This is a genomic window from Clostridium estertheticum (assembly GCF_011065935.2).
In the GTDB taxonomy this organism is placed as follows: Bacteria; Bacillota; Clostridia; order Clostridiales; family Clostridiaceae; genus Clostridium_AD; species Clostridium_AD estertheticum_A.
The window spans coordinates 5,096,469-5,123,284 of sequence record NZ_JAAMNH020000001.1; the positions used below are offsets into that span (position 1 = coordinate 5,096,469).

The 26,816-nt window shown below is 32.5% G+C and carries 24 protein-coding genes and 1 riboswitch; of the genes, 3 read left to right on the plus strand and 21 right to left on the minus strand.

Annotated elements, in window-relative coordinates:
• Nucleotides 1–22: 22 nt before the first annotated feature.
• The 4 genes from buk to cdaA form a co-directional block, all read right to left on the minus strand.
• The gene (gene buk / locus G9F72_RS24230) at nucleotides 23–1,108 is read right to left on the minus strand and encodes a butyrate kinase (RefSeq protein ID WP_164959207.1); all 1,086 of its coding nucleotides are present in this window, start codon (nucleotides 1,106–1,108) and stop codon (nucleotides 23–25) included.
• Between the two features lie 132 nt (nucleotides 1,109–1,240).
• The gene (locus G9F72_RS24235; RefSeq protein ID WP_164959208.1) at nucleotides 1,241–2,839 is read right to left on the minus strand and encodes an NAD(P)/FAD-dependent oxidoreductase; all 1,599 of its coding nucleotides are present in this window, start codon (nucleotides 2,837–2,839) and stop codon (nucleotides 1,241–1,243) included.
• Nucleotides 2,829–4,076: a YbbR-like domain-containing protein gene (locus G9F72_RS24240; RefSeq protein WP_164959209.1), complete on the minus strand. Its 1,248-nt coding sequence runs from the start codon at nucleotides 4,074–4,076 to the stop codon at nucleotides 2,829–2,831. Before G9F72_RS24240 ends, G9F72_RS24235 begins: the two co-directional genes overlap by 11 nt.
• Complete coding sequence (cdaA, locus tag G9F72_RS24245; protein ID WP_164959210.1) at nucleotides 4,049–4,894, minus strand: diadenylate cyclase CdaA; 846 nt, start codon at nucleotides 4,892–4,894, stop codon at nucleotides 4,049–4,051. The genes G9F72_RS24240 and cdaA overlap by 28 nt, the downstream gene beginning before the upstream one ends.
• Nucleotides 4,895–5,159: 265 nt before the next feature.
• Between cdaA and G9F72_RS24250 the strand changes: the two genes are divergently transcribed.
• The gene (locus G9F72_RS24250) at nucleotides 5,160–6,185 is read left to right on the plus strand and encodes a hypothetical protein (RefSeq protein ID WP_164959211.1); all 1,026 of its coding nucleotides are present in this window, start codon (nucleotides 5,160–5,162) and stop codon (nucleotides 6,183–6,185) included.
• 30 nt (nucleotides 6,186–6,215) lie between these two features.
• Nucleotides 6,216–6,338: riboswitch (cyclic di-AMP (ydaO/yuaA leader) on the plus strand.
• A gap of 1 nt (nucleotide 6,339) precedes the next feature.
• Nucleotides 6,340–6,894: a cell wall hydrolase gene (locus tag G9F72_RS24255; RefSeq protein ID WP_164959212.1), complete on the plus strand. Its 555-nt coding sequence runs from the start codon at nucleotides 6,340–6,342 to the stop codon at nucleotides 6,892–6,894.
• Nucleotides 6,895–6,966: 72 nt separating this feature from the next.
• Here G9F72_RS24255 and G9F72_RS24260 read toward each other — a convergent pair whose 3' ends face one another.
• The 10 genes from G9F72_RS24260 to G9F72_RS24305 form a co-directional block, all read right to left on the minus strand.
• Complete coding sequence (locus tag G9F72_RS24260; protein ID WP_164959213.1) at nucleotides 6,967–7,830, minus strand: NAD(P)/FAD-dependent oxidoreductase; 864 nt, start codon at nucleotides 7,828–7,830, stop codon at nucleotides 6,967–6,969.
• A 99-nt stretch (nucleotides 7,831–7,929) separates the two neighbouring features.
• Nucleotides 7,930–8,268, minus strand: coding sequence for a thioredoxin (gene trxA, locus G9F72_RS24265; protein ID WP_318010985.1), 339 nt, complete (start codon nucleotides 8,266–8,268; stop codon nucleotides 7,930–7,932).
• A gap of 177 nt (nucleotides 8,269–8,445) precedes the next feature.
• Nucleotides 8,446–9,693 carry a tetratricopeptide repeat protein gene (locus tag G9F72_RS24270; protein WP_164959215.1) on the minus strand — a complete coding sequence of 416 codons (1,248 nt, stop codon included), beginning with the start codon at nucleotides 9,691–9,693 and terminating at the stop codon, nucleotides 8,446–8,448.
• Between the two features lie 455 nt (nucleotides 9,694–10,148).
• Nucleotides 10,149–11,186 (minus strand): DUF4652 domain-containing protein, encoded by a 1,038-nt coding sequence (locus G9F72_RS24275; protein ID WP_164959292.1) that lies wholly within the window; start codon nucleotides 11,184–11,186, stop codon nucleotides 10,149–10,151.
• Nucleotides 11,186–11,737 (minus strand): RNA polymerase sigma factor, encoded by a 552-nt coding sequence (locus G9F72_RS24280; protein WP_164959216.1) that lies wholly within the window; start codon nucleotides 11,735–11,737, stop codon nucleotides 11,186–11,188. Before G9F72_RS24280 ends, G9F72_RS24275 begins: the two co-directional genes overlap by 1 nt.
• Before the next feature lie 620 nt (nucleotides 11,738–12,357).
• Nucleotides 12,358–13,233: a triphosphoribosyl-dephospho-CoA synthase CitG gene (gene citG, locus G9F72_RS24285; RefSeq protein ID WP_164959217.1), complete on the minus strand. Its 876-nt coding sequence runs from the start codon at nucleotides 13,231–13,233 to the stop codon at nucleotides 12,358–12,360.
• The gene (gene citX / locus G9F72_RS24290; protein ID WP_224676243.1) at nucleotides 13,223–13,735 is read right to left on the minus strand and encodes a citrate lyase holo-[acyl-carrier protein] synthase; all 513 of its coding nucleotides are present in this window, start codon (nucleotides 13,733–13,735) and stop codon (nucleotides 13,223–13,225) included. Before citX ends, citG begins: the two co-directional genes overlap by 11 nt.
• Before the next feature lie 6 nt (nucleotides 13,736–13,741).
• Entirely contained in the window at nucleotides 13,742–14,785 is a 1,044-nt protein-coding gene (citC, locus tag G9F72_RS24295; protein ID WP_164959219.1) for a [citrate (pro-3S)-lyase] ligase, read from the minus strand.
• Nucleotides 14,786–15,059: 274 nt separating this feature from the next.
• A complete protein-coding gene (locus tag G9F72_RS24300) occupies nucleotides 15,060–16,826 on the minus strand; it encodes a glycoside hydrolase family 36 protein (RefSeq protein ID WP_202054892.1) in 1,767 nt (588 codons plus the stop codon).
• Between the two features lie 125 nt (nucleotides 16,827–16,951).
• Nucleotides 16,952–18,250, minus strand: a complete 1,299-nt coding sequence (locus G9F72_RS24305) for an alpha-glucosidase/alpha-galactosidase (protein WP_164959221.1) — start codon at nucleotides 18,248–18,250, stop codon at nucleotides 16,952–16,954.
• A gap of 143 nt (nucleotides 18,251–18,393) precedes the next feature.
• Here G9F72_RS24305 and G9F72_RS24310 point away from each other — a divergent pair, with 143 nt between their 5' ends.
• On the plus strand, nucleotides 18,394–19,227 hold the full coding sequence (locus G9F72_RS24310) for an AraC family transcriptional regulator (protein ID WP_224676244.1): 834 nt from the start codon (nucleotides 18,394–18,396) through the stop codon (nucleotides 19,225–19,227).
• A 485-nt stretch (nucleotides 19,228–19,712) separates the two neighbouring features.
• On the opposite strand, the gene citF is transcribed toward G9F72_RS24310, so the two are convergent.
• The 7 genes from citF to G9F72_RS24345 form a co-directional block, all read right to left on the minus strand.
• Nucleotides 19,713–21,251 (minus strand): citrate lyase subunit alpha, encoded by a 1,539-nt coding sequence (citF, locus tag G9F72_RS24315; RefSeq protein ID WP_164959222.1) that lies wholly within the window; start codon nucleotides 21,249–21,251, stop codon nucleotides 19,713–19,715.
• A 62-nt stretch (nucleotides 21,252–21,313) separates the two neighbouring features.
• On the minus strand, nucleotides 21,314–22,186 hold the full coding sequence (locus G9F72_RS24320) for an HpcH/HpaI aldolase/citrate lyase family protein (protein WP_164959223.1): 873 nt from the start codon (nucleotides 22,184–22,186) through the stop codon (nucleotides 21,314–21,316).
• Nucleotides 22,187–22,198: 12 nt separating this feature from the next.
• The gene (citD, locus tag G9F72_RS24325) at nucleotides 22,199–22,462 is read right to left on the minus strand and encodes a citrate lyase acyl carrier protein (RefSeq protein ID WP_164959224.1); all 264 of its coding nucleotides are present in this window, start codon (nucleotides 22,460–22,462) and stop codon (nucleotides 22,199–22,201) included.
• Nucleotides 22,463–22,493: 31 nt separating this feature from the next.
• The gene (locus tag G9F72_RS24330; protein ID WP_164959225.1) at nucleotides 22,494–23,051 is read right to left on the minus strand and encodes a Fe-S-containing hydro-lyase; all 558 of its coding nucleotides are present in this window, start codon (nucleotides 23,049–23,051) and stop codon (nucleotides 22,494–22,496) included.
• A gap of 24 nt (nucleotides 23,052–23,075) precedes the next feature.
• Nucleotides 23,076–23,918 carry a fumarate hydratase gene (locus tag G9F72_RS24335; protein ID WP_164959226.1) on the minus strand — a complete coding sequence of 281 codons (843 nt, stop codon included), beginning with the start codon at nucleotides 23,916–23,918 and terminating at the stop codon, nucleotides 23,076–23,078.
• A 142-nt stretch (nucleotides 23,919–24,060) separates the two neighbouring features.
• A complete protein-coding gene (locus G9F72_RS24340) occupies nucleotides 24,061–25,302 on the minus strand; it encodes a methylaspartate ammonia-lyase (protein WP_164959227.1) in 1,242 nt (413 codons plus the stop codon).
• A gap of 48 nt (nucleotides 25,303–25,350) precedes the next feature.
• Nucleotides 25,351–26,808 carry a methylaspartate mutase subunit E gene (locus G9F72_RS24345; protein ID WP_164959228.1) on the minus strand — a complete coding sequence of 486 codons (1,458 nt, stop codon included), beginning with the start codon at nucleotides 26,806–26,808 and terminating at the stop codon, nucleotides 25,351–25,353.
• Nucleotides 26,809–26,816: the final 8 nt, after the last annotated feature.

Below are 26,816 nucleotides of genomic sequence, written 5' to 3' on the forward strand. Positions count from 1 at the left end.
TACACTCCTTCTACTCTATTTTCTATTTTGTTTGTTCTTCGTAAATTTTAGCCTTTTCTTCTCCATTTAATATTCTTAGAGCTCCCTGCGCTAGCGCTAACATTTCATCTTCTCCTGGTACCAATTCAACGGTGGCAATAAAACTCACCATTTCGCTTATCCAAGTAGTAAGTCTCTTGTTATGAGCAAGTCCTCCTGTAAGGATTATTGCATCAATTTTTCCAGAAACTACTGTTGCCATGGCTCCAATTTCTTTAGCAATTTGATATGCCATAGCTTTAAAAATAAGTTCTGAACTTTTATCGCCACTATCTATCATTTTATCAACAATTCTTCCATCGTTGGTATTTAGATAAGCCACAAGCCCCCCTTCACCTGTTAATTTTTTCTTTAACTGTTGAAGAGTATATTCTCCACTGAATGCCAACTTTGCTAAATCTCCTACTGGAAGTCCTCCTGTTCGTTCTGGCGAAAAAGGACCTTCTTCATTGGCATTGTTCACATCTAAAATTCTTCCATTTTTAACTGGAGACACAGAAATTCCTCCACCTATGTGTGCAACAATGTAAGTGCTATTTTCAAAATCCTTATGTAATTTAGCGCAAACCCGTCTTGTTACTGCTTTAATATTTAAGGCATGGACTAGTGAACGCCTTGGTATCTCTGGAAGTCCAGAGATTCTTGCCACATCCAATATCTCATCTACTGCTACAGGATCTACTATAAATGATGGTATGTTAATTTTTCTTGCAATTTCAAAGGCTATTACCCCGCCTAGATTAGAAGCGTGCTCTGCCTGATATCCTATTTTTAAATCCTCTAACATTTTCGGCGTTATTTCATATGTACCACCTGGCATTGGTCTCAATAATCCACCTCTGCCAACTACTGCAATTAAATCTTCAAGGGCTATACCTTCTTTTTCTAGCCACTGTAGAATCAAAGCAGTTCTCATGTCTTTTTGGTCGTAAATCTTCTCAAATTTTTTGATTTCATCAGAGCTATGGGTCAAATTAGATGTAATTACACAATGTTCATCTTTGAATATTGATAATTTAGTTGATGTTGAACCAGGATTTATTACTAAAATATATCCTTTGTTACTCATTTAAACACCTCTCCCTTATTTGCCTCTGTAATAATAGCAACTATTTATTACTAGCTATATAAATATGTATTTCTGTTGCCATTATCATTTTAACAAATTTCATATAGGAAATTCAAGGGTTTAAAAAATTTATTATATATGTTTCCATTCTTTCATTATATTTTCTGCAACTTTTAGTCCGTCCACTGCTGCAGAAATTATTCCACCTGCATATCCCGCTCCCTCTCCTGCTGGGTATAGGCCTTCTAGGGATATGCTTTGGAGTTTATCATTTCTATCAATCCTTACTGGTGCTGAGGTTCTTGTTTCAATACCAGTCATAATTGCATCTTCCCTTGCAAACCCATTTATTTTATATTCAAATTTAGGCAAAGCCTCTTTTATAGCATCTGTTACATAGCTAGGCAAACATGTAGTAAGATCAGCAAACTTATATCCAGGTGTATAGCTTGGTTTTACACTTCCTATGGCATTACTAACTTTATCTTTAAGGAAATCTCCAACTAATTGTACCGGGGCATTAAAGTTTGCTCCTCCTGCCATGTAAGCTAGAGCTTCATAATGCCTTTGGAACTCTATACCAGCCAGCGGGCTATCCCCTGCGAAGTCCTTAGGTCCTACAGCTACTACTATGGCAGAGTTTGCATTGGCCTTATTTCTCTTATATTTGCTCATCCCATTTATCACCAAGTGACCCTGCTCCGATGCGGCCGCTACTACTTCTCCGCCTGGGCACATACAAAAACTATAGACTGCTCTTCCAGATCTTTCACTGGTATAAGTAAGCTTGTAATCGGCAGCTTTTAATCTTTCATGACTAGCATATTTCCCATATTGATTTTCATTAATCATATCTTGTGGATGCTCTATTCGAACTCCCACTGCAAAAGGCTTGCTAGACATAAATACTCCTTTTTTATATAACATTTCATAGGTGTCGCGAGAACTATGTCCTGGGGCTAAAATCAAGCTATCACAGGGTATTTCTTCTCCATTTACTATTATGCTTTTCACTTTTTTATCTTTAATTTTTATATCTTCAAGTTTACTATTAAATCTTACTTCTCCACCAAGACTTATAATGGTTTCTCTAATGTTCTTCACAACTGATTTAAGTATATCTGTACCTATGTGAGGCTTACCCATATATAATATTTCTTCTGGGGCACCAGCTTTCACAAATTCCTCTAATATGTAATCACACCTAGTGTCTTTTATTCTTGTGGTTAACTTTCCATCTGAAAAGGTTCCCGCTCCACCTTCACCAAATTGCACATTAGATTCTGTATTAAGCACTGCTCTTGTCCAAAACTTAACTATACTATTTGTCCTACGCTCTACATTTTCTCCTCTTTCTATAATCAGTGGTTTATAACCCTTTTGCGCCATAAGAAGACCAGCAAACATTCCTGCTGGTCCCATTCCTACTATTATTGGTCTATGATTCATGGCAGTAGTTCCAAATTCAAACTCAGAATCGTACTTAACCTCTTCAATTTTAACATCTTTATCATTTGCTCCGGCCACCACTTTTATTTCGTTATCCATTTCAATAATAGCAGCATAATTAAATTTTATATTATTTTTTTTCCTTGCATCTATAGATTCTTTAGCTATTCTAAAAACTTTTATTTCACTTTCAGAAACTCTCATTTTTCTTGCTGCCTTTATTTTTACATCTTCCATATTTTCATCTATATCTAGAACTATGTTATTTACTTTAATTGCCATTAGTTGTAGTTACCCCCGTTTGTTTTTTCGTAATAGTTACTAATATTTTATCTGGAACTTCGGATATTAAATTTACGCCGTCTGGCATTGTTACCTTTACATTCAAAGTGTGCTGGCCTTCTACTAAATTAACTAAGTCTACTGCTGCAGTAATTTTTTTTAAATCCAAGGAATTTATAACTGCTTCAGTTCCAGAAATAACTATGGTGCTTTTAGCTTTTTCTAACTTTGCATCATAATTTTGATCCAAATTATTATATTTTATGTCAAGGCTTAGACTCTTTTGCACAACTTTATTTAAATTAATTTCAACTTTAACAGTACCTGTACCACTAGTGCTAACTAAACTTAATCCATCAGGAATTAATACCTTTGCATCCATTGTAGTGCTCTTATTTATCTTACTTAAATCAATGGCTTCCGTGTTCAAGCTTTCTAGTTGATTAAGATCCGCTGCGCTTCCGGTTACATCAAAGTGTTCTGGCAATACTCTTATACTTGCTAATGTAAAATTAGGGTCCAAATTTCCTATAGTTTTTACTTTTACTCCTACAGATTTAGTCTTCCTTATAGGAATCTTAACATCTATTTGGGATGGATTTACCGTAACTTCTTTTATTTCTTTTCCTTCTGCATCTACTGGCTTAAGTTTGTAGGTTCTTATAAGATCAGATTCTAGTCCTTGTATATCCGTTTCTATTATTAGCTCTTTTACTATATTTACAAACTTTGATGCTCCTACCACCATTGCAGAGTTTTGTGATATTTTTGCTGCAGATGCGTAAAATCCTTCTTTTGGCTTACCATTAACATTTACGCTTACAGGTAGCTTAGCTTCAGTCAGTTCATCTAAGTTTATGGTTATAAAAAGACTGTCACTATTTAGCACATTTATATTATCAGGACTTTTTCTTATTTCAATTGGAATCTTTTGTTCTCCTCTTTTAAGAGCATACAAACTTAAATCTGCCACTACTGTAAAATCCTCTGCTTTAGTATTTAGTAGCATGCTAGTATTAGCTCCTTTTATATTTAGGGACGTGGTTAAATCTTGCCCCGGTACTATAATGAGCTTTGATTGAGTTAATATATCTGTATTTAAGAGCTGAACAGGTATGCTTTTAAGCTTATAAGCAGTCAGTGGACTTTCTGTACTTGTAATAAAAAGCCATAGTATAAAGGCAGCTATTACACAGCAAATTTTAATTATTAATTGTTGTTTCCCTTCTTTATCCATGACTTTACTCTCTCCTTTAAAGTTATTTTTTTACTTTGCCTGTTCTTTATTATTTGAACAAGTATTTTCTTAAGCTTATCTCGGTCATAGTTCCTTACCAATCTCCCATTAACCGCTAGAGATATATTCCCTGTTTCTTCTGATACTATTATTGTTAGCGCATCTGAAGTTTCAGTTATTCCTATGGCCGCTCTATGCCGCGTTCCTAGTTTCTTGCTTATTTTATCATTGTTCGTTAAAGGCAGAAAACATCCTGCCGCTATTATTCTATCATTTCTAATTACTGTAGCCCCATCATGAAGTGGAGTATTAACCACAAATATATTTTCTAGTAGTGCAGCAGATATTACTGCATCCATTGTGGTTCCAGTTTTAATTACTTCTCCGATACCTGTTTTTTGTTCTATTACTATTAGTGCTCCTGTTCTACTTTTAGATAAGTTTTCAACAGCATTAACAACTTCAGTTATAACTATCTCCACGGTCTCTTCATTTTCAAATATGTGTTTATCTGTAAAAGCGGTCCTTCCAAGGTGCTCTAAGGCGCTTCTTATTTCCGGTTGAAAAATTATAACAATAGTCAAAACACCGATTGTTATAGTCTTATTTAAAATCCAATTTAACACAGTTAAATTAAGCAATTGGCTTATCGGGATAAGTACGAAAATAAGAACTATTCCTTTTAATAGTTGTTCAGCTCTTGTTTCTTTAATTAATATATACCCTTTATAAAATATATACGCCACCACTAATATATCTAAAACTGAAAAGAAACTTATATTTTTAATTGTGCTTAACATTAATTTAAGTACATCCATAAAGCTCACGCCCCCTTACTATAACTCCTATATATAATTATACACCATGCTATGGCTTATTAATATAAATTATAAGTTAATTTTATTTTAATAATTAGCCTTATATTTTCAAATTACTTTATCTTATTTAATAGTTTCAAATACTAATGGTCGGAATTTTATAATTTAACTAGAATAATTTATAAATTATAATAATATAAGAATATAAATTAGGATAATATAACAATATAAGAATATAAACCAAAAAATAAAGGAGTGAGTTTATTTGAGCGAAAAGAAAGATACTGTAGATGCTAATAAGAAAAGAAAAATATTTAAAATTATACTTTTTCTATCTATTATAATGACCTCCATAGGGATTTTCTTTGCCAGCTACTATTCATCTATAAATAAGGTATATGACTCCTATGAAGCCACCATAGTAAGTGACATTAACAGTATTAACGAAATTAATAAAAATATAGAGCAATTTTTTAATACTAGCGGAACAATAGATATTGAATATACAAAAAAACAATTACCAAGTATCATTATTGATTTAACTAAGTTGAGAGATAATTTGGCAAATTCTCAGCCTACTACAAAATATAAAAAAGATCATGAAAATCTAAAATTAGGTTTAGATAATAACCTATTAATATATAGGCAGTCACTGGCAATTTTAAAAGATCCATCTGGGCCTTCTGTAGACGGATTTAGTGCTGCCCTTAAAACTTATAGAAATGACTGCATGAATTTTTACTCTTTAATAGATATTCATAATATTAAAATTGAACTTCCAAAAACTTCATTAACCTTCATTGATAATGTGCTTAATGACAGTTATATGGCCATAAGATTACAAAAGGAAGAAGATATTAAATCTAAGCAAACGGAGGAGTTCATTAGTAATATTGACACTATATCTAAGAACTTTTCAGATATTAAAATTAATTATTACTCCAATGTGCTAAAGGTAAGAAAAAAAGATATGTCATATGATGAACTTTTGTTATTATTGGATGATAATATTACAAAATTAAGCAATATAAAAACTACTTTTAAAAGCTTATCTATACCACCTTCTACTCTTCCAACTTATGAAGCTTTTAAACCATTATTGGATATGTATGAAAGTTATTTAAGGGATTTTAAACTTTCACTTACTAGTGAAAAAATTCAAGCCTTAAATCCTGCTGTAGGCACATCGGTATCAGATGATTTATATACTTCTTCTAATGTAAAATTTGGCGAATTAGAAAATTCCTGTAATGTGTTTATTAAAATCTTACTTGAGCTAAAAAATAAATAAAATTAATGTATTATCTTCATACTCTTGGGCACACTACTATTGCCTAAGTAAAAAAACACGGAGGAACCAAGCATTTGGGGTGAATCACGAATTGTGTAGGTTAAACCTTTTCCGAACCCGTCAGCTAACTCCGTAGGCAAAAGGAGAGGATAGTATGAAAAAATTAGCTTTTTTGGCTTGTATTTTAACATTATTCACATTATTACCTAGTTTAAACGTAAAGGGAGAATATTTATATTCACAAGGTTCAGAAATTAAAGATTTATATAATGAGAAAATAGAAGCAGTAGCTGTGTTTAATGGATCCAATGACTCAATTTATGTTACTGATGAGGATATTTATTTAATGTCTCAAGTTGTATATGCTGAGAGTTGTGGTGAACCTGCTAATGGTAAACTTGCAGTAGCATCCGTTATATTAAATCGTGCTAGAGCTGGTGGTTTTCCAAAATCTATTTCTGGTGTTATTAACCAAAAGAATGCCTTTTCTTGTGTTAAAGGCGGAAAGGTAGTTCATAAAGGTAAACCGGATGTTATTCCAGATTCCGCTAGTTACGTAGCTGTATTAGATGCATTAAAAGGTAAAGATCCTACGGATAAGGCAGTTTTCTTTTATAATCCTGTAATATCAACTTCTCAGTGGATGAAGGATATAAAAAAGGCCAATATAAAGACTATAGGAAATCATGTATTTTTTCTAGTTAAATAAAAAAACTGTAGTGTATAACTACAGTCTAGGTAGTTAAAGTAGTTAGAACTAACTACAGTTAACTACCTATATTTATTTCTTAAGCAAATCCAAATAAGCAACTGCACCTAATGCAGCTACCAGGCCTTCACCTGCTGACTTCATATACTGATATGGCTTTCCTGTACAGTCTCCTGCAGCATAGCAGCCTTCTATGTTTGTTTGCATATTTCTATCTACTTTTATATGACCTTCCTCTATGTCTAGCCCTGGAACCAATTGGCCTGGTGATAAACTATCTCTTAGCATGAAAATCCCATCTGTAATTATTTCACCATGATCTAAAATAAGCTTAGTGACTCTATCAACACCTACTATTTCTACAGGTTTATGACTTATTATATCTACATTAGGGTTTAGTTTATATTCCCCTCTATACATAGGAATAAAATATGTTTTGCCACACAATTCACTGACAAAATTAGTTTCTTCTTCACTTTCTTTGTTATAGCCTACTACAACAACTGTTTTCCCTTTGTATAATGGAGCATCACAGGTAGCGCAGTAGCCTACTCCTTTTCCTAATAACTTTTCTTCGCCTTTTAATGGCTTAGTGTATTCTATGCCTGTGGCTATAATTAATGCTTTGGCCTCATATATTTTATCATTTACCATTAGTGCAAAGTAATCACCCATAGCGTAAACATTATTTATTCTCTCATTTACAATACCTATGCCCATGGCTTCAATATGTGCTGCAAAATGGTTTTTAAGCTCTTTTCCGGTAAGATTATAAAACCCTAAAAAATTATTTACTTTTGGTGCTTTTACTAATTTAGGACTTAATTCCTTACTACCGAAAAGTATTATGTTTTTATTTCTAATTTTAGCATTAATAGCTGCTTCAAGCCCAGCTGGTCCCGTTCCAATTATAGCTATATCATATCTTTCTCCCATTATTTTCCTCCTCATAAGGTCTGTAATCCATAAAATGGAGATATTTATTTAAATTATAAAAATTTAAATAACCTATCTCCAAAATATTCCTATATAATTTTATAAGTGTCTTTCAATTATTTTCTTTATGTCCGCTTTAGGTCTAAATCCTACCATAGTATCTTTAACTGTATCTTTACTAAATACCATAACCGTTGGAATACTTGCAATTCTATACTTGGATGAGATCATAGGGTTTTCATCTACGTTAACTTTTGCAAATTTAACTTCTTTTCCCATTTCTTTTGCTAATTCTTCAATTACTGGACTTAACATTCTACAAGGTCCACACCAAGGTGCCCAAAAATCAACTACAACTATATTTTCTGAATTCCCAATTTCCTCATCAAAATTCTTATCATTAACTTCTTTAATCATATTATTACCTCCAGTTGTTATACCCCGTTAGGGTATATTCTATAATATTATTGTATACCTTATTATGTGACTAGTCAATAATATTTTAATTTATTTGTTAAAATTAGGTTTTTACTTAACTATCAAACTTAATTATTCAAGTTGAAACTATTGCATATTTCAGAATTAGTATGCCCAAACTAAAATACAAAAATGTCTCTAACTACTTAATATATTTTTCACTATAGTGTTATTATATTGTGAATCCGGAAATTGTTTTATTAATTTTTCTGCATAACCCTTTGCTTTCGCTATATCTATATCTTTATTTATAACAATTAAATTATATAAAATTTCCTGAGTGTAACTTCCCTTGGGAAATTGTTTTAAACAAAGTTCATAGTATACAACCGCATTTTGAAAATCAGAACCAGATTTGTAACTAAGAGCTAACATATAAATTATATGTTCATTTAAATAATTATCTTTAGAATATGGTAATGCAAATAAAAAACATTTTTCAGCTTCAATGAACTTTTTATCTTCCATATACTTTAGGCCACTTTCATAAAAATAAACTATTCCATCACTCTTAATAAGTTCTTGGGCTTTTACCATAAGTAATTTATCATTCATTTCCACATCAGCATTCTTCCACTGATTAACATACTCAACAATTTGCTCCATATTCTTAGTCTTTATAGCCTCTGCAAATTTTTCTTGTGGGAATTGCAGCTTTTCTTTGGGTTTATTTACTATAGGTTTATTTGCTATAGTTTTTTCTTCACTAACGCTTTTACTTTCCTTGACTAACTGAGTATTTTCTTCAACCTTTTTTATGCCCATTATTGAAGGATTTCTTAGCTTATACATATATGCCTTGCTTAGTAACAGCACAGAAATAGCTAAAACTATACTAGCAGTTACTATAGTTATCTTTTTATAATTTATTTGTCGTTTTAAGTTACCATATTCTATTAGGGTTTTTTTATTCATAATAGCTGCAGTATTTTTTTTATCTGTTTTTAAAACATCCATTATGTAAGGTAGCGCTTTATCATATTCCCCTTGCTTAATATAACAAAGGCTAACAAGATTATTAACATTTATAAAATTAAAGTGGCTGTTTTCACATTGCTTAAGAATTTCTAGAGCACCAGATATATTAAAACGCTTTATTAAATCCAAGGCATCAACATACAATTGTAATTTTTCCTTATCCCTTGTACTATCTTTTAGATATTTTTTTGATACTTTATCATTATTTCTTTTATAATTTATATTCCACATTTTTTTAGCACTTTCTAAGTCACCTTTTAAATAATATAAAATGCCCTTCAAATTTAAAGCTGCAGCATTTGTAATATTTAGAGCAATGCTTTTTTCACAAAGAGATAATGCTTTGTCTATATATCCATCATTATATTTATTCATTGCTTTTACATACAATTTTCCTGATTTATCCATAGTTTCACCTTTATTTCACATATTTATGAGTGATTTTATTATATCATATGAAAAAGGAGAAAAGTATATATTACTACAGCTTCTTATATAGTGTATGAATCCGAGGATAGTTATAAATATTGAAAATGAATTTTATTTGCCATTACATTTAGTTCATTATTCATAACAATGAACCGATATTATAAAAACCCATATCAGATTGATATGGGTTTATTGTGACTACATATATGAACATTGTGAAGAATCATAATTTAGAATCAATCGTACATAATAAAAACACCGTAAAATTCAATTTTCAGAATAATAGGGTATTTTTATAAATAATTCATTTATAACTTTTCTATTTTTGTTGCATATATAAGGTATTAGGATAAAATCCAAGCTTCTTATAAAAACATATCGTTGATTCATTCTCCTGGGACACAGTTACTCCACTTTGAATCTTATTTTAAACTTTATTTTTTCCCGTCACTTATAATTTGAATATCCGAGGATTTGTCTAATTGTGACAACGTCATCTTACCAGAACCTTTATGATAATCATTATAGGTATCATCATCATAGATTAATAATTGAAATATTAAATCCTTCCCAACTACTTTAAAATCCACTATTTGCTGTTTTTTATCTTTTCTCTGGTATAAGGTAGAAAGTTCAGCAGTATTAACATTTAAACTATACACCTCTGAACCATACTCTATGGTACCATATCCATAACCAGCCACAATTATTAAATGCTCATTGTCCCACCATTCTATATTTCTTGGTGTGAATTGCCTTTCATTATTAACAACTTCATACTTTACTATTTCATTGGTACTTAAATTTTTAATATAAATTATGTGTATCCCAAAATCTACATCTCCTCCAATGACTGTATCTATAGCCGCAGACCTTTTCCCATCTATAGAGTTTTTCCATTTAAGCTCATAACTTAGGATAGGTAGCTTTGCTATTATGCTCTTTTGAAATTGCAATGGCCCATTCTGTAGTGGAACATTCTTTTGATCGGTTTTTTCCATTGCTATGCTACTTTCTGGGCTAACCGCACCAACTTTCGCACTGCTATTAGAGCTATCTTTTGAACTTGAATCCGCCATAGTTGTGGGTTTATTTGCGGCTGTTTTATAGTTCCCTCCAGCAAAGCCCTTTAACATAATTGGAAGGATTACTATCATAGCCATAACAGCTACTGCATATGATAAATATCTGTTTTTATATCTTTTAAAATTGTATAAAATTTTATTTGAAGTCTTTTTACTATATCTATTTTTATCTATAGAGTTGATTATACCAGCCCTTGAGCTATTAAATTCTATACCGCCTATTGATAAAACCTGCTTAAAATCTTTATCTATTTTAACCTCTTCCTCATATAGCCTTCTGCAGCTTTCGCATCCATCCATGTGTTTTTCTAATGCAATTTTTAAATCATTTGAAGTGTTTCCTAGTACATAATCATCTAACCCATTTTTAAATATATTACAATTCATTATTTACACCCCTTTACCTTTTGAGATATAAAAGTTTTAAAATTTTGTCTACTCCTATAGTATCTCCGTTTTACATTAGATTCTGTCATTTCTAAAATTTGTGACAAATCATAAAATGAAAGGTTTTGTGAATATCTTATAATTAGTATCTGCCTATCTACTTCATTTAAGCTATTTAAATAAGTTTCTACATTTTGTTTAGTCTCCATGAATTCTGCAGACTGTTCTGGTGACATTTCTTTTGATGTAATGTTTGGTATATCCTCTATGTTTGATTCATATACCCTTTTATATTTTCGTATATAGTCAATAGATTTATTTTTAGAAATTTGAAGTAGCCAATTTAAAAACTTATGGGTTTTATCATAAAGATAAAGTTTATTGTAAACTGTAATGAAAACCTCTTGAGTTATGTCCTCTGAAGCTTCTTTATCTTTTATCATGTTATAGATAAACCTTAAAACTATACCTTCATATTTGTTAACTAATATATTAAAACTATCAACATTTCCGTCTAATATGCTTTGGATTAAATTCGAATCTTCCCCCACTTGCATTTCCCCCCTTCGGATGGACTTTGTTTCTATCTTATATACGTTTTAAAACATTAATAGTGACAAAAAAAAGTATATATTACTACAATTGCATCTCACTTTGCTAAGTAATTCTAAACTAATTTTACTGAGAGATACTAAAAAGTGCAAACTCGCTAGCGCTCAAACATGCACTTTTCTTAACGCATCTCCCATTAAAATTAGCTAAGAATTACTAAAGCTTGTTCGAATGCAATTTACGTAATATATACTTTTCTATGAGCGTTGAAACATTTGGAGGTTGAAGGCATCGAAGATATAAAGACATCGAGAAAAGGCTGCCGATAAATCAGTAGCTTTTTTTAATGGATTAAAAAGAATATTAAACATCATTAATACAACATTTTCTTTTAGCCCGACTTAGTCGCATAAAAAAGCCTCTATATTTAAAACTAATATAGAGGCTTTTTTATGCGATTCGATATGTGATTACAATCCTTGAATGTTCATGAAGACACTTTTATATCATAATAACATTATATTAATTGATTCTCCCTGAAGTTACCCACAATTTAATTTTTAAAACTAGTTTATCCACAAAAATCATAAACAGTTGTTATAAAGTATTAAATTATCCCCTAAGTTGCTGAAATGTGGTTAAAATAATCCTCTACAGAATTAAAAAATACAGTTACGGCTAGTATGTCTGCGGATCCTCCCGGGCTTATGTTGCGTTTTATAAATTCGCTATCCAATGCTACTATTGATGCTTCCCCAATTTCCGTAGTCATTCCTCCCAGTGAAATTATATGTTTTGCCTTTTGCTTTACCTCGCCTAATGTGTCCATTGAATGTCTGTGAAGAACATTTGAATCCTCACAAAATTGCATAATGGATATGAGCGTGTGTATTAATCTATTATTCAATTTTAAATCACTATTTTCACTATATACTTTAAGTGAATAATCAAATACTAGGGGAATCCCTCGCTCTACTTGGCCTCTTATTCCTTCAACCTTATATTTCAGAAATAACTTTTCCCCGTAGCTTTTGACTTTATCCTTATTCATATAGCATAGTTCATTCACAACAAGGCCTTTAGTCATTTGTTTTATTATATCTTGAATGCCCTCAAAATTTTTCTTGTCATGCATTGCTTTGGTGACAGCTGCACAACTTATCCCTAAAAGAAAAATCATACCTTTATGAGTGTTGACGCCCTTAGTGCCTTTAAACATTTCACTCTCCGCTTCTATTCCTATATGTCGTATAGCCGCAAATATTTCTTTAGGAGTTCTGTTTGAGTACCCCTCCTGCGCAAATAACACCATATACTTACTCAGGATAGATGTGCTTTTAATAAAAGAATAGTGGTCCATATCTACATGAGACCCTTTTGATATGGATGACACTAGCCCAGGTGATGGATATGAAGCCACTTCACATAACATCGCTTCAATTGCATAAGATGCTATAACAAAAGCTTCACTACATATTACATATTTATTTTCCATAAAATTTCTCCATATATTCCGCAAATTTTCTTTTAATAAATCCCTCAACTTCATCGAAACTGTGTTTTTTACTTCTTACACAATTATGAGCTATGTCATCGCAAATATAGCATTTCCTCATACCTAATCCAAACTCTTCTCGACTTATGCCTCTGCCATTTTCATCATATACATCTATATCTACACATCTTCCTAAAAGATGCTTATCTTCTATATCAAGTGTAGTTGATTTGATATCTCTCGCATTTTTGTTTATACACATAATAACAAGTGGACCTTCTGCAGTTGTGGTCATTATTTTATACTGAATAGCATAAGAAAACATTTCGCTTATCATTTGCTCTATGATCACAGTTATTTCTTGTGAAAAACGATTATCTTTGTTAAGACCCGGATAGTTTACTCTTATAACTAGTATTGGCATCTTATATTTTTGGACTAGTTTCTCTTGAAACTCAATTCTTCTTTCTCTACCTTGCAATATATCTTCTGCTGTATACATATCATGTTAATGGGGAGAATCGCTAAACTTGATCCGCTCCATTATCTCCTTTCCTACCACAGTATTTAAAAATTCCCAAGTTGAACTAGGGACTATATTCTGAATATCTGCTATTTTTCCTTCTACAATCAATTTTCTAACCTTTGAAGCACTTATAATATCCCCCATAAGAACCTTTCTTTTTACCTCTACAACTTCTACTCCATAGGTAGAGAGAATCTCTTTTAAAGCGTCATTATAAGCATTTGTAACTTCGCAGTATGGTTCTTCTCCTATAAATCTTTTAGTTATATTTAGAGTTTTACAAAAATATCTTCCGAAAATTGATGCATCCAGGGTTGTATAGGCCTTTAGTATTTCATCTTTTCTTCTTAAGAAATATGTTGGGAATGTAGCCTCTGATATGATGTATTCCCCGCCTTTAATAACCCGTACATTATGTAAATGGGAAACACCCTCTTTGACCATATTATATCTATAAATAAACGGGAATGAGGATTTATCTTCTTCAACTATAAATACTAGTACCTCTGCAGATTGCCTCGCGGCCTCTTCTATCAAATACCTGTGCCCTAAAGTAAAGGGATTGCAATTCATAACTATTGCTGACTTGCTTTTGGCTCCCTCTATATTATATTCCACTTGAAGATCCCCTAAATATTTTTTTATATCATATATTCCACTCTCAAGAAGAGCTACATTTTCTATTTTGTGTATAAGTTTGTACCCAAGAGAGGTGAATATATCTATGTTCGCTACCTTAGTAAATATAAAACTATGATAAATACCTTCCTCAAAAAGTTTATCCGCTACTGCTCCCATAAGTATAGCTGATACCCCGGTTCCTCTTAAATCATCTGAGACTGCGAAACATTTAAATACGTTTTTAGACTTAGAACAAGTGGCTTTAATCTCTCCATTTTGCCTAATAACTATAGTATAGTCCACGTTATCATCAAGTAGTAGTTGAAAGGTTTGTAGAAATTTTTTTACTTCTTTTACTTTCTCTTCATCCTTCAGATTAATTTTCTCAACATTAAATCCATACATACAAATCCCCCTTATGTAAGTGCCCAATATATTACCTTTACAATCTATTATATATTTATTAAGCAACAAAAGCTAATATATATAGTTAGGCTAGATATTTCAAGTGAAAGATCAGATTATCTTACCCTTATTCCATTTTTATAAAAAGTCAAATGAAAATCCACAAAAAAAATTTATCTCGACCAAAACAAAAAGAGCCTAAATCCCAGTAAATAACTATCTGGCTTTTAGGCTTTTTTAAGAGTGCACCTAGAATAGGCAACCTCTTTATTAATTAAGAGGTTAAATATGCTACTCCAGAAGCTGGTATGTCAATACTCAAAAGTCCTTTATTTAAACTTATTTTTTCTCTTCTAACTAACTCACCACAGCAGTTTAGCACTTCAATATCTCTTTCTCCAAAATTATCTTCTATTTCAAGATAAACTTTACCCTTTAGTGTTCCATTTACTAATATAACATTTCTAATTGTCTCTTCACTTAAATGCACAACAAGTTCTGAATATACAACCACTATATATTCTTTTTCTGTACTTGAAGCAATTAATGGATAGTTTAATTCAGGATAGTAAGGAGTTAGTTTTCCGTCTATAAGCACATCTCTATGCTTCTTCCAGAAGTTAAGCCAAAATCTACTCATTTTAAAATGTTCTTCAGTTAAATTTTCAAATCTCATAGACAATTGAGGTACAGAAAATAATATGTTTATAAACTGTAATGCTGCACTTTCCACATTATCTTCAGTGCTCCACATTATCATATCTGAATGAGCAGCAGTATTTCCACAAAGCAATCTAATATCCATTGATCCTATTCTATTAGTTATTGCATCATTAGGACAGTCTGAAACTCTGAATATATTACCATACGTCCTCATACAGGGACCTATATATCTTTGTCTAAATTCAATCATAAAATCAGGCTTAATAGCTCTAAGCTTTTCAATTACAGTACTTAATAAACAATCTACAGCTTCTTGAACTGATTCAAAATCCATAAACTCATTATAATTATCTAGCCCATTAACTGTTAGATCAAACTCATCTACAAAATCTAGCTTTAGTCCATCTAAGTCCCACTCTATAACCGCATTTTCATATATCGAAATTAAATACTCTCTAACCTCAGGATATCTTGGGTCAAGCACCCCTGTCTTTAAATGTTCATCGTAGGACAATATATTGTCCTTAAATCTATTCCAAGCCTCTGAATGTATTCCAACAAAAGGGACACTATACCAAAGCATATATTTTAGACCTATATCATGTACTCTCTTTACATGCTCTCTCATGTTAGAAATTCTCTCTTTTGCAACCTTCCAATCCCCACAATAAGCATATCCTCTATTGTTATCAGATGTTTGCCATCCATCATCTACGATAATAGTTTCACATCCTAACCCTTTAGCTATGCTGCATTGTTTTTCCACTTCACCCTCTATGAGTTCTTGATGGAAGCTATACCAAGTTGAATACATTGGCTGCTTTGCAAATTCTGGCACAAATGCGGGCTTGTACTGTTTAAATGTTTCCCACCATTTTGAAACATCCTTTAAGCTTTCGTAGTAAGGAATGTTTCTTGTGTCTAATCTCAGCTCCCCTTCATATGTTAATACTTTTTTTGAAGGTTCAGTAAAAAGTACAATTTTACATTCAAAGGTACCATCTTCTTCATGTATTCCCATATTCATATTTACCGTATTCAATGCATCTGAAAATGCACAAGTAAGCCTGTTTTTCCCACTCATATTATATAAACATGAGACCGGTGCCGAACTTGTTGCCTTAGAAAAGAACCCTCTCGCCCAATCAGCATGAAAAGCTTTGTTTTTGAAGGCAGTAGGATACCAATAGGAGTGTATATCAATAATGGGATGCTTCCATGAGATTGTAATTTTAGGCATATGGATTGGCACCAGTGAGCTAAATCTTAGTTTTACAATTTCCAATCCTTTCTCAGATTCTTCACTGGTAAGGCTTAGACTCAGACCTTCATCACCATCTACATTAATAATATGTTTACTTGTTTTTATCTCTTTCACTTTCTTACCTCCCAATTTAAAACCATCGCAATATTTAATGCTATAATTATATATAGTATAAAAGGAGATGTAAATCCATCTCCTTTTATTAAATTAATGCCTGTACTCAAAAGACAATCAATAGTTTACAAAAATTTAGGCAACCAATCACCATGAGCTTCAATTAAATCATCACATAAAGAAATAATATCATCTATTGATAACTCTGATGAAGTATGAGGATCAAGCAGCGCAGCATGATAAATATATTCCTTCTTACCTGTCATTGCAGCTTCTATTGTTAATAACTGTGAATTAATACTGTTTCTATTCAGTGCTGCTAATTGAGGTGGAAGTTCACCAACATAACATGGTGTTACCCCACTTCTATCAACTAAGCAAGGGACTTCTACTATTGCATCTTTAGGTAGATTGGTTATTAATCCATCGTTTAATACATTTCCACCAATTTTATATGGTATATCAGTTTCCATAGCTTCCATTATATATGAAGCATACTCAGTTGTTCTTTTGTGCTCAACGTTTTTATTACTTACCAAATCCTTACCCATTTGCTCCCATGCTTTTATTTGAGCTATACATCTTCTTGGGTATTCATCTAATGGTATATTAAATTTTTCAATTAACTCTGGATACTTATCTTTTATAAAATAAGGCATGTACTCTGCATTATGTTCACTTGACTCAGTTACGTAATATCCAAATTGTTTCATTATTTCATAACGTACCATATCTCCATGAGGTGTTTCTCTTTGTAATGCCCTTTTCTTAATTTCTGGGTATAAACTTTCTCCATTTCTTGTAACCTCTAATAGCCAAGCCATATGATTAATCCCTGCTATTTTACATTGAACATTGTCGCCTTCCATTTCCAATCCCTTCAATAGATGCTCTGCGCATACTTGGACACTATGACATAATCCAACGGTTTTGATATTTGTCCCTCTGAGCATAGCTCCTGTTAATATTGACATTGGATTTGTGTAATTTAAAAACCATGCATCCGGACAAACTTCCTCCATATCTTTTGCAAAATCAAGTAGTACAGGAATTGTTCTTAGCGCCCTAAAAATTCCACCAATCCCCAAAGTATCACCAATAGTTTGACGCAGACCATACTTTTTCGCAATTTCAAAGTCAGTTACAGTACATGGCTCATATCCACCCACTTGAATTGCATTTACTACATATTTTGCTCCTCGTAAAGCTTCTTTTCTATCTGAATAAGCTATAATCTTAGCCCGATTGCTATTTGAATTTTTATTAATACTGTTTAATATTACTTCTGACTCTTTTAACCTCTTGTAATCTATGTCATAAAGTGCAATTTCTGAATCTCTAAGTGCTGGAGTTAGCATAACATCCCCTAATACATTTTTTGCGAAAATTGTGCTCCCAGCTCCCATAAAGGCTATTTTTATCATAATTATTCCTCCAATTGATTTTTCTATTTTTTTCTTTATTCTTAATCTCATTTATAATTATAAATAGTATGTAAGTTAATATATATGGTATTATGTTATTAGTATATAGTTCAATGTTAGAGTAAACTCACTAGGAGGTTCATATGAACGATTTTCTTATGGAAGAGTTAATCCTACAAATTACAAACAAATATGACTCGAATTTAATTGTTTATCAGTGTGGCTGGGAAAACTGTAGACCCAAGCATTCTTATGGGCCTGCAATTAGGGATCACTACTTAATTCACTTTGTTACAGAGGGCTGTGGAACGCTCTCCATAGATAATCTCACTTTCGAAATAAAAGAAAATCAAGGATTTTTGATATGTCCTGGGGATATTACCTATTATGAAGCTGACAAAAATACTCCTTGGAACTATATATGGGTAGGTTTTAATGGAATAAAAGCTCCCGAGTACATTAGGCAAATTGGATTAAGCAAACATAATCCAATAATAAATACAAAGAGTTCAGGCCTTATTTTTGAATACTTAAATGAAATTTTTGAAAGTACAAAACTTGAACATGCTCGTGAAATTAGAATGCTCGGATATTTGTATCTATTATTATCAATACTAATCGGAGAGTCTGACGTTAAAGAAACAACAAATTATAAGCATGAATATATTCTAAAGGCTATAGAATATATAGAAATGAATTACTCGAGAAGTATGTCCGTAAAAAATATTGCCGAACATATTGGTTTAAATAGAAGTTATTTTAGTAGCCTCTTCAAAACTTCATTAGATATATCTCCTGAAAGCTTTTTAATTCAATATAGAGTTAATAAGGCTTGTGAACTTTTGAAACAAAATAATAAATTGAGAATAAGCGATGTATCTCGTTCAGTTGGTTATCCCGATCAGCTAGCCTTTTCAAAAACCTTCAAAAAAGTAAAGGGCTACCCCCCAAGTGAATATTTAATTAAAAATAAATAAACATATTATAAAATAGGACTGTTTTCAAAGTAAAACACTCCTGTCTTTATAATAGATCTATTAGATTTCATATGTAATTAATCTCTTTTTCAGCATCTTTTTTACAACCTATAAGCGTTGAAGTGATAAAAACACATGTTATTAGCGCAATGATACGGTTTTTCCTCATAATATTTCCCCCTTTTATTAATATAAAGACTTCTTGCAAAATTGAGTATTATCCCGCGGAATTTTGAGATTCTCTTTGTTCTACATATAAATTATATTATAGTAAGGTCCCTCCTTAAAATGAATTAATGCTAGAAGTATATGTTTAAATGTTAGTTTTAAAAAATTCATTGTTTAATATTCTATATGGTCTGAAGCGTACATTGATAATTATAAAACTTAATTTTTTTGAAATTAAAACTATAAATAAGTAAAAAAAAGATATTGATCTAACTTTGTAGTTAGACCAATATCTTAAAAATCACTTAATTTATATTTTATAGTGGCTTTCTAACCACATCTATTACTGTACCATCTCTATATTCTATAACTGCAACTATTTGATCTGTTACCGCAATTGCCTTTGGTTTACCTGTCATTTTTTCAGCTATTGCTTTTAGCTCTTCAATTGTCATTATAGGAAGATTAGTTTTCTTTAATTTTTCAATTATATCTAATCTCTTTGGATTAACAGCTATTCCTCTTTCTGTTACAATAACATCAATGCACTCCCCTGGAGTAGTTATTGTTGTTACCTTATCTTTTATAATTGGAAGTCTTGCCTTCATTAATTGCGTAACAATTATTGTAAGTTTAGCTCCTGCTGCTGTATCACTATGGCCTCCAGAGCCACCCATGATGGCACCATCTGAACCAGTGGTTACATTAACATTAAAGTTTGTGTCTATTTCTGTAGCACCTAAGATAACTATGTCTAGATTATTTACAACCGCGCCTTTGTTATCTGGATTTCCGTACATGGAAGCAGACATTCTTTGATGTTTATGCGTACTTACATAGGACTGTACTGCTTGCAAATCAAAACACTGTACATCAAATAAGGATCTAAATAACCCTTCTTTAAACATATCTACAATATATCCAGTTATTCCACCTGAGGCAAAACTTCCAACTATACCGTGTAGCTTCATATATTTTCTTAGCTCTGCAGCTACAGCGAGTGATATTCCACCTGCACCGGTTTGAAAGGACATTTCGTCTTTAACAAGACCTGTTGCCACCATAACGTCACTGGCCATTTTAGCTATTTTAAGTCCTACTGGGTCATTAGTAATTTGTGTTGTTCCAGATACTATTCCAGCTGGATCACCAATAGAATCTACCTTTAGAACATAGTCTACATATATCTGACTAATTTCTATGGGGCAAGTTGGATAAGGCACCAAATTATCTGTTATTGCTACTACCCTATCTGCACACTCGGCATCTGATACTGCATAGCCTAGCGCTCCACAAGCTGATTTTCCATATAATCCATTAACGTTTCCATAAGTGTCTGCTGTAGGGGCTGCAATGAAAGCTACATCTATATGTAAATCTCCACTTTCTATTGCTCTAGCACGTCCACCATGGGTATGCATTATCACTGGCGTTTTTAATATCCCTCTGGAAATCTCTTGAGCCACAGGACCTGACATATAGTTAGTCACTATTTTTGTAACTACGCCATTTTTGATATGCTCGATTAAAGGGGAATGGTTTGGGAAAATAGAGCTTACTGCAAGAGTAATATTTTTTATACCCTTACTTTCAATAGCTGCTAAAACTGTGTTTAGGACGTAGTCCCCATTTCTTAAATGATGATGAAAAGAGATGGTCATACCATCCGCAAGTTCAACCTTTTCCAAAACTTCCTCTATACTATTTAAAACTTTTTCTTCATTTGGAGTTACTGAGTTTACTTTTACTTCTTTTTTTATTTTAATGCCAACATGCTTAAATGCACCTTCAAAAGGAGTAACTTTTCCATAGCCCTCTATATATTCAGGCATTTCTCTCCCTAATATATTCTTCATTATTATCACCTCAATTAACTAATCCACTAAAGTAAATTTTCGAAAAGCTTTAAACCATATTTTTATATAAGGCCTAAAATCTTTGCTAGTTCTACTGTGTTTTTAGCTCTATTTATAACTGGAGCATCTACCATTTTTCCGTCTAAGGAAAATACTCCTTTTCCTTCACTTTCTGCTTCTTCCATAGCGCCCAGGACTCTTTTAGCGTACTTTATTTCGCCCTCATTTGGAGCATATACAGAATGAATAGTATCAATATGTTTTGGGCTTATTGCAGCTTTTCCTGTAAGTCCTAAACTTTTAGCTTTCCTTGTGTCCTTTTCTAAGCCTTCAAAATCACTAGTATCTGTAAATGGAGTATCTATAGAATCCACCTTCATTGTCCTACAGGCAATTGCTACTTGATTTCTTGCATAGAAGATTTCTTCTCCTTCTTTGGTTCTTTTTATACCTAAATCTGAAGTTAAATCTTCTCCTCCAAGTAAAACAGCCACTATTCTATCACAAGATTTTATTATATTATAAACATTTTGAAGACCATAAGCTGTTTCTACTATGGGAATTAATTTTATACTTCCCGCATCAAAACCTTCTTCCGCTTCTATGTTTATAAGCATTTCATCTATAGTTTTAAGCTCTTCTTCTGTAGCTTTTGGTATCATTAATGCATCTGGTTTAACTCTTCCAATTACATCGATATCCTTTAGTGCAAATTCCGTGGTAATTGGGTTTACCCTTACTACAAGTTCTACATTACTATAATCTACATTTTTTATTGCTTCTCTTACCAAAATTCTAGCACTGTCCTTTTCTGTTAGACTTACAGCATCCTCTAAGTCTAATATAATTGAGTCGGCACCTAAAATTCCTGCATTCTGAAGCATGCCTGGATTATTTCCTGGCATAAAAAGCATAGTTCTTCTCAACCTTTTCATACAAATCACCTCTTACTCCGCTCTTTTGGTAGCCGTTTCTATTCTAGATTTTATTGTATAGTTTAATGCACCTTTATCTTGAGCATTTACAATAATGTTTTTAACCCCTAATTCCTTAAGAGTATCTTTTATTACGCTTTCTATTTCTTCTCCAAATTGTTTCATAACAATACTTTGAAGATTTATTTCAATACCGCCCTTAGGGTTTGGCATAATCATTACATATATATCGTTAGATTCCATTGTACCCGCTTTGGCTGGTTTATTGATTTCCATAGTATCACCTCTCACAAACTTTAAGTTAATTTTATTTTACACTTTCTAAATAAGCATTTTGTCCTTGCTCGTATAGATTGTTACCCATGCTATCTATTACCACAACTATAGGTAAGTCCTCTACTTCAAGTCTTCTTATAGCTTCAGAGCCTAAATCCTCATAGGTAACTATTTCTGCCTTCTTTACACATTTACCTATTAGTGCTCCTGCTCCACCAATGGCTGCAAAATATACAGCACCATTTTTAATCATAGAGTCCACAACCTCTTGAGATCTGAGACCCTTACCTATCATCCCTTTCAGGCCTTTATCTAAAAGCTTTGGAGCGTAGGCATCCATTCTATAGCTTGTAGTTGGCCCAGCTGATCCAAGAGCCATTCCGGGCTTTGCTGGAGTTGGTCCAACATAATATATAACTGCATCCTTAACATCTATTGGGAGCTTCTCTCCCTTATCTATAAGGTCCACTAGTCTTTTATGCGCTGCATCTCTAGCTGTATATATTACACCAGATAATAGCACACTATCTCCTGCTTTTAAATCTTTAACTACATCTTTTGTAAGTGGCGTAGTTATTCTCTTCTCCATAACATTCTCCTCCCCTTATCCTTATTATAACTCAGCTTCTGCATGTCTTGCAGCATGACAGTTTATATTTACCGCCACTGGTAGACCTGCTATATGAGTTGGATAAGTTTCAATATTAACAGCTAAGGCTGTAGTTCTTCCACCAAAACCTTGAGGTCCTATACCTAGCTTATTTATTTCCTGCGTAAGTTCTTTTTCAAGTTCTGCATAGAAAGGATTTGAGTTTGCCTGCTCTGTTGGTCTAACTGCTGCTCTTTTAGCAAGGTTCGCCGCCTTATCAAAAGTCCCACCTATGCCTACGCCTACAACTATAGGTGGACATGGATTAGGACCAGCTTCCTTTACTACTTTTAAAATAAATTCCTTAACCCCGTCCAGTCCATCTGAAGGTTTAAGCATTTTAATCTGACTCATGTTTTCTGAACCAAACCCCTTTGGAGCTACAGTTATTTTCAATTTATCTCCTGGCACTATATCATAATATATAACCGCTGGAGTGTTATTTTTTGTATTTACTCTGTTAATTGCATCTTTAACTACTGACTTTCTTAAAAATCCCTCTTCATATCCTGCTGCTACGCCCTTATTAATAGCTTCTTCTAGACTTCCACCTACTATATGAACCTCTTGGCCAAGCTCTATAAATACACAAGTCATACCTGTATCTTGACACATTGGCATTTTTTCATTTTTAGCTATATCTGCATTTATTAAAATCTTATCTAAAATACCTTTAGCTATATCCCAAGTTTCCTTTTCTCTAGCCTTTTTTAATTGGTTTCTTATATCATCAGAAAGATAGTAATTAGCATCTATACATAAATTTTTTATTGTTTTTGTTATTTCAGATACATTTATTTCTTTCATTTCATTCTCCTTTTAATCATCTTCTTCTAAGCTGAAATATCGTTAAAATTATTTTTCAAATATGGGAAAAGGCAGTTTAAATAAACCGCCTCTATAAGTATTCTTCAAAAGGATACTTACCATCCCAAATTAATTGTTTATCTTATTTTTTTCTATTAACTAGAGCTACAACTCTATTCATTTCGTTATTAACTATCATGTATCCTTCATCTACACCCATACCTGGTTTTGCTAAGCATTGATCTGCTCCACAACCCATAGCTATGTTTGTGCACACTTCTGCAGATCTGTTAGTTTCATTACATGTTCCACCACAGTATGCTCCACGTCCATGTTTTTTGCAGTATAGTATAGCTTCAATTATGTTGTTAACTCCACCTAAGTCTGGTGTTTTTATTTGAAGCATGTGTCCTGCTTTATTATCTGCAAATAATACTACGTCTTCGTAAGTATTACACCATTCGTCTGCAACAAGTTCAACATTAATCTTTCTATTGTCTAGTTCTGCTGTTAAATCTCTTAGTGCTTCCATTTGTCTTTCTCTATGCTCAACATCCATTGGTCCTTCAATTCTCAAAGCGAATGGCTTTGCAGCTTCTTCAAGTGTTGCTATATAATCAGCCATAGCTTTTGTATCGTTATTAAAGGCAACTCCGATTGTTCCATATACATCTATGTGAAATATTGGATTATAGTTTTTATCAGTTCTTAATTTTAATACTCTAGCGCTTAACCACTGAACATAAGCAAGTAGCTTTTCGCCCTTAAGTCCTAATTTTTCTTCTACATTGTTTATTAGTGCGTGAGGCATTACGTCTGCACCTTTAATTATCATTTTATCTGAACTATTATATCTATCATCACCTGATTGTGTGAAAATAGCTATTCTCTTAATATCTACTCCAGTTTTGTATTCATCACGTACAATTTCTGCCATAGTTACTTTTTTAGCTTTTGCTACAGCATCTAGAATAGCTTGAGTTATTCCATATCTTATTGCTGTATGAAGTCTTTTACCATTAAGTAACATGTGGTCAAATTCTTCTGCCAGTTTTTTAAAGTTTGTGAGTTCTCTACCTATTAATTTTGGTGCTATTTCATTTTCTATGATTGGTATAAAATCTTTTGCAAGGAATAATGGGTCACGTCCACCTGCTCCAGAATATTGTACTGCTGCGCAATCTCCATAAGCTACTTGGCCATCTTCAAGTATAAGCATTACTGATATTGATTCTCCTGCTTGTCTAATTGATGTAAAGCCTTCTGTTACAGGTTCTCCTACATATGTAAAACCATCATGTTCTGCACCTTTTTTTATAGCTCTTTGGTCGTCAAAATAAAATCCTGTTCTTCCTGTTGAACATAATACATCAATAATTTTCATAATATACACCTATCCTTCTATAATTTTTTTAATGCAATTTTAGTAAATTTATTTTTTCTCTGGTCTTCCTATAAGTACACCTTTTCCTACTGCAAATATATCATCTATTGTCATTTGGAAGCTTACATCTCTATTTTCAAACTTCGCTCTATCTTCCAATTTTTTCATATTGAAATTTATTAATTCCTTTGTAAATGGAATATTACCAAATTTAAGGTATCTTATTGCTCCATTGTTATCTCTTGCAGGCATCATTTTACCAGCATTAAATTTACTTGGTGCAAATGGCACATCAATGATTCCCATAGCAAAGCCTTTAACTGATCCTATAGCAAGATCTCCTTTTCCTATTTCATATATCTTGTCTATCATGCACTTTGTTTCAGCTTTTATTACTTCTATCTCTGTTTTCAATTCTTGAGACATAGGCAATCTTTGACCTCTTAATAAGTTCAAAGTCATCTTTGTAGCTTTTATTCCCTGTGCATTAGCTTCTTTAGTAGGAATTCCTATAGCTTCATGAGTAGTTTTAACTATTACTTTTGTTGCTCCTGCAAGTGCCGCTGTTGCCGCTCCTGTAGATATAACTCCAAAAGCTTTTGCTTCATCTGCGGGGAAGCCTCCCATCCATTGATGTAAAACTGTTGTTAAATATATATCTTTATAACCATTAGCTTTTAAGTATTCGTCGCATTGCTCTTCTAAAGCTCTTATAGCTGCTACGTCTTGTATTAAATTTCCACACTGACCATATCCAACTGTTAGATTTTTAACTCCTTGCTCTGCTGCAAGTAGTGACTCTATTATTGCAATTGCATTTGAGGTACTAGGTGGAACTAAGGTTCCTGTTAATGGTCCAAAAGGTTCTCTATTTATTGATACTCCTTGTTCTTCATAAAAGCCAACAAGTCTATCACAATACTGCCAATCTAAAATTGTTTTTCCAAGTGTTGCATTTTTAGCATATGGAATATTATAAGAAATACCGCCGCCTTCATTTGAAGTCCAACCTGAAGCATGTGTTATTTCAGCGAGGAGCCTTCCATCTGGAGTACCATGTCTTGCTTCTAATGGATTATTTATTGCTTCAAAAACTTGTCTACAGCCTTTTACTCCATGATTAACTCCTGGAAATCCGTTTAACAGAGACCTTCCTTCACTTATACTTTCTTTTATTCCAATTTCACATTCATCATATCTATTTTGTCTTGTATAACTATCTATTGTTGATGGTAGCAAATCTGCTCCACCTTCTGTCTCTAAAAAGTTTAGGAGTTCGATATGCCTGTCAATTAATGCAACACCAGCTCTTGGTTGTGCAAGGGTTATTCCTTCTTCTTTAGCTTTAATTAATTTTTTTGCAAAGTTTTTGTGATCAGGAACTCTCTTATTGTATTCTATAGCTTCTTCTAAATTTACTTCTTTGCCTGTTGGCCATTGGTTTAATACTTCTTTTCTAACCTCAAAGAACTCTTCATTAGTCCATTTTTTATTTCTTAATTCCACTAAAATTC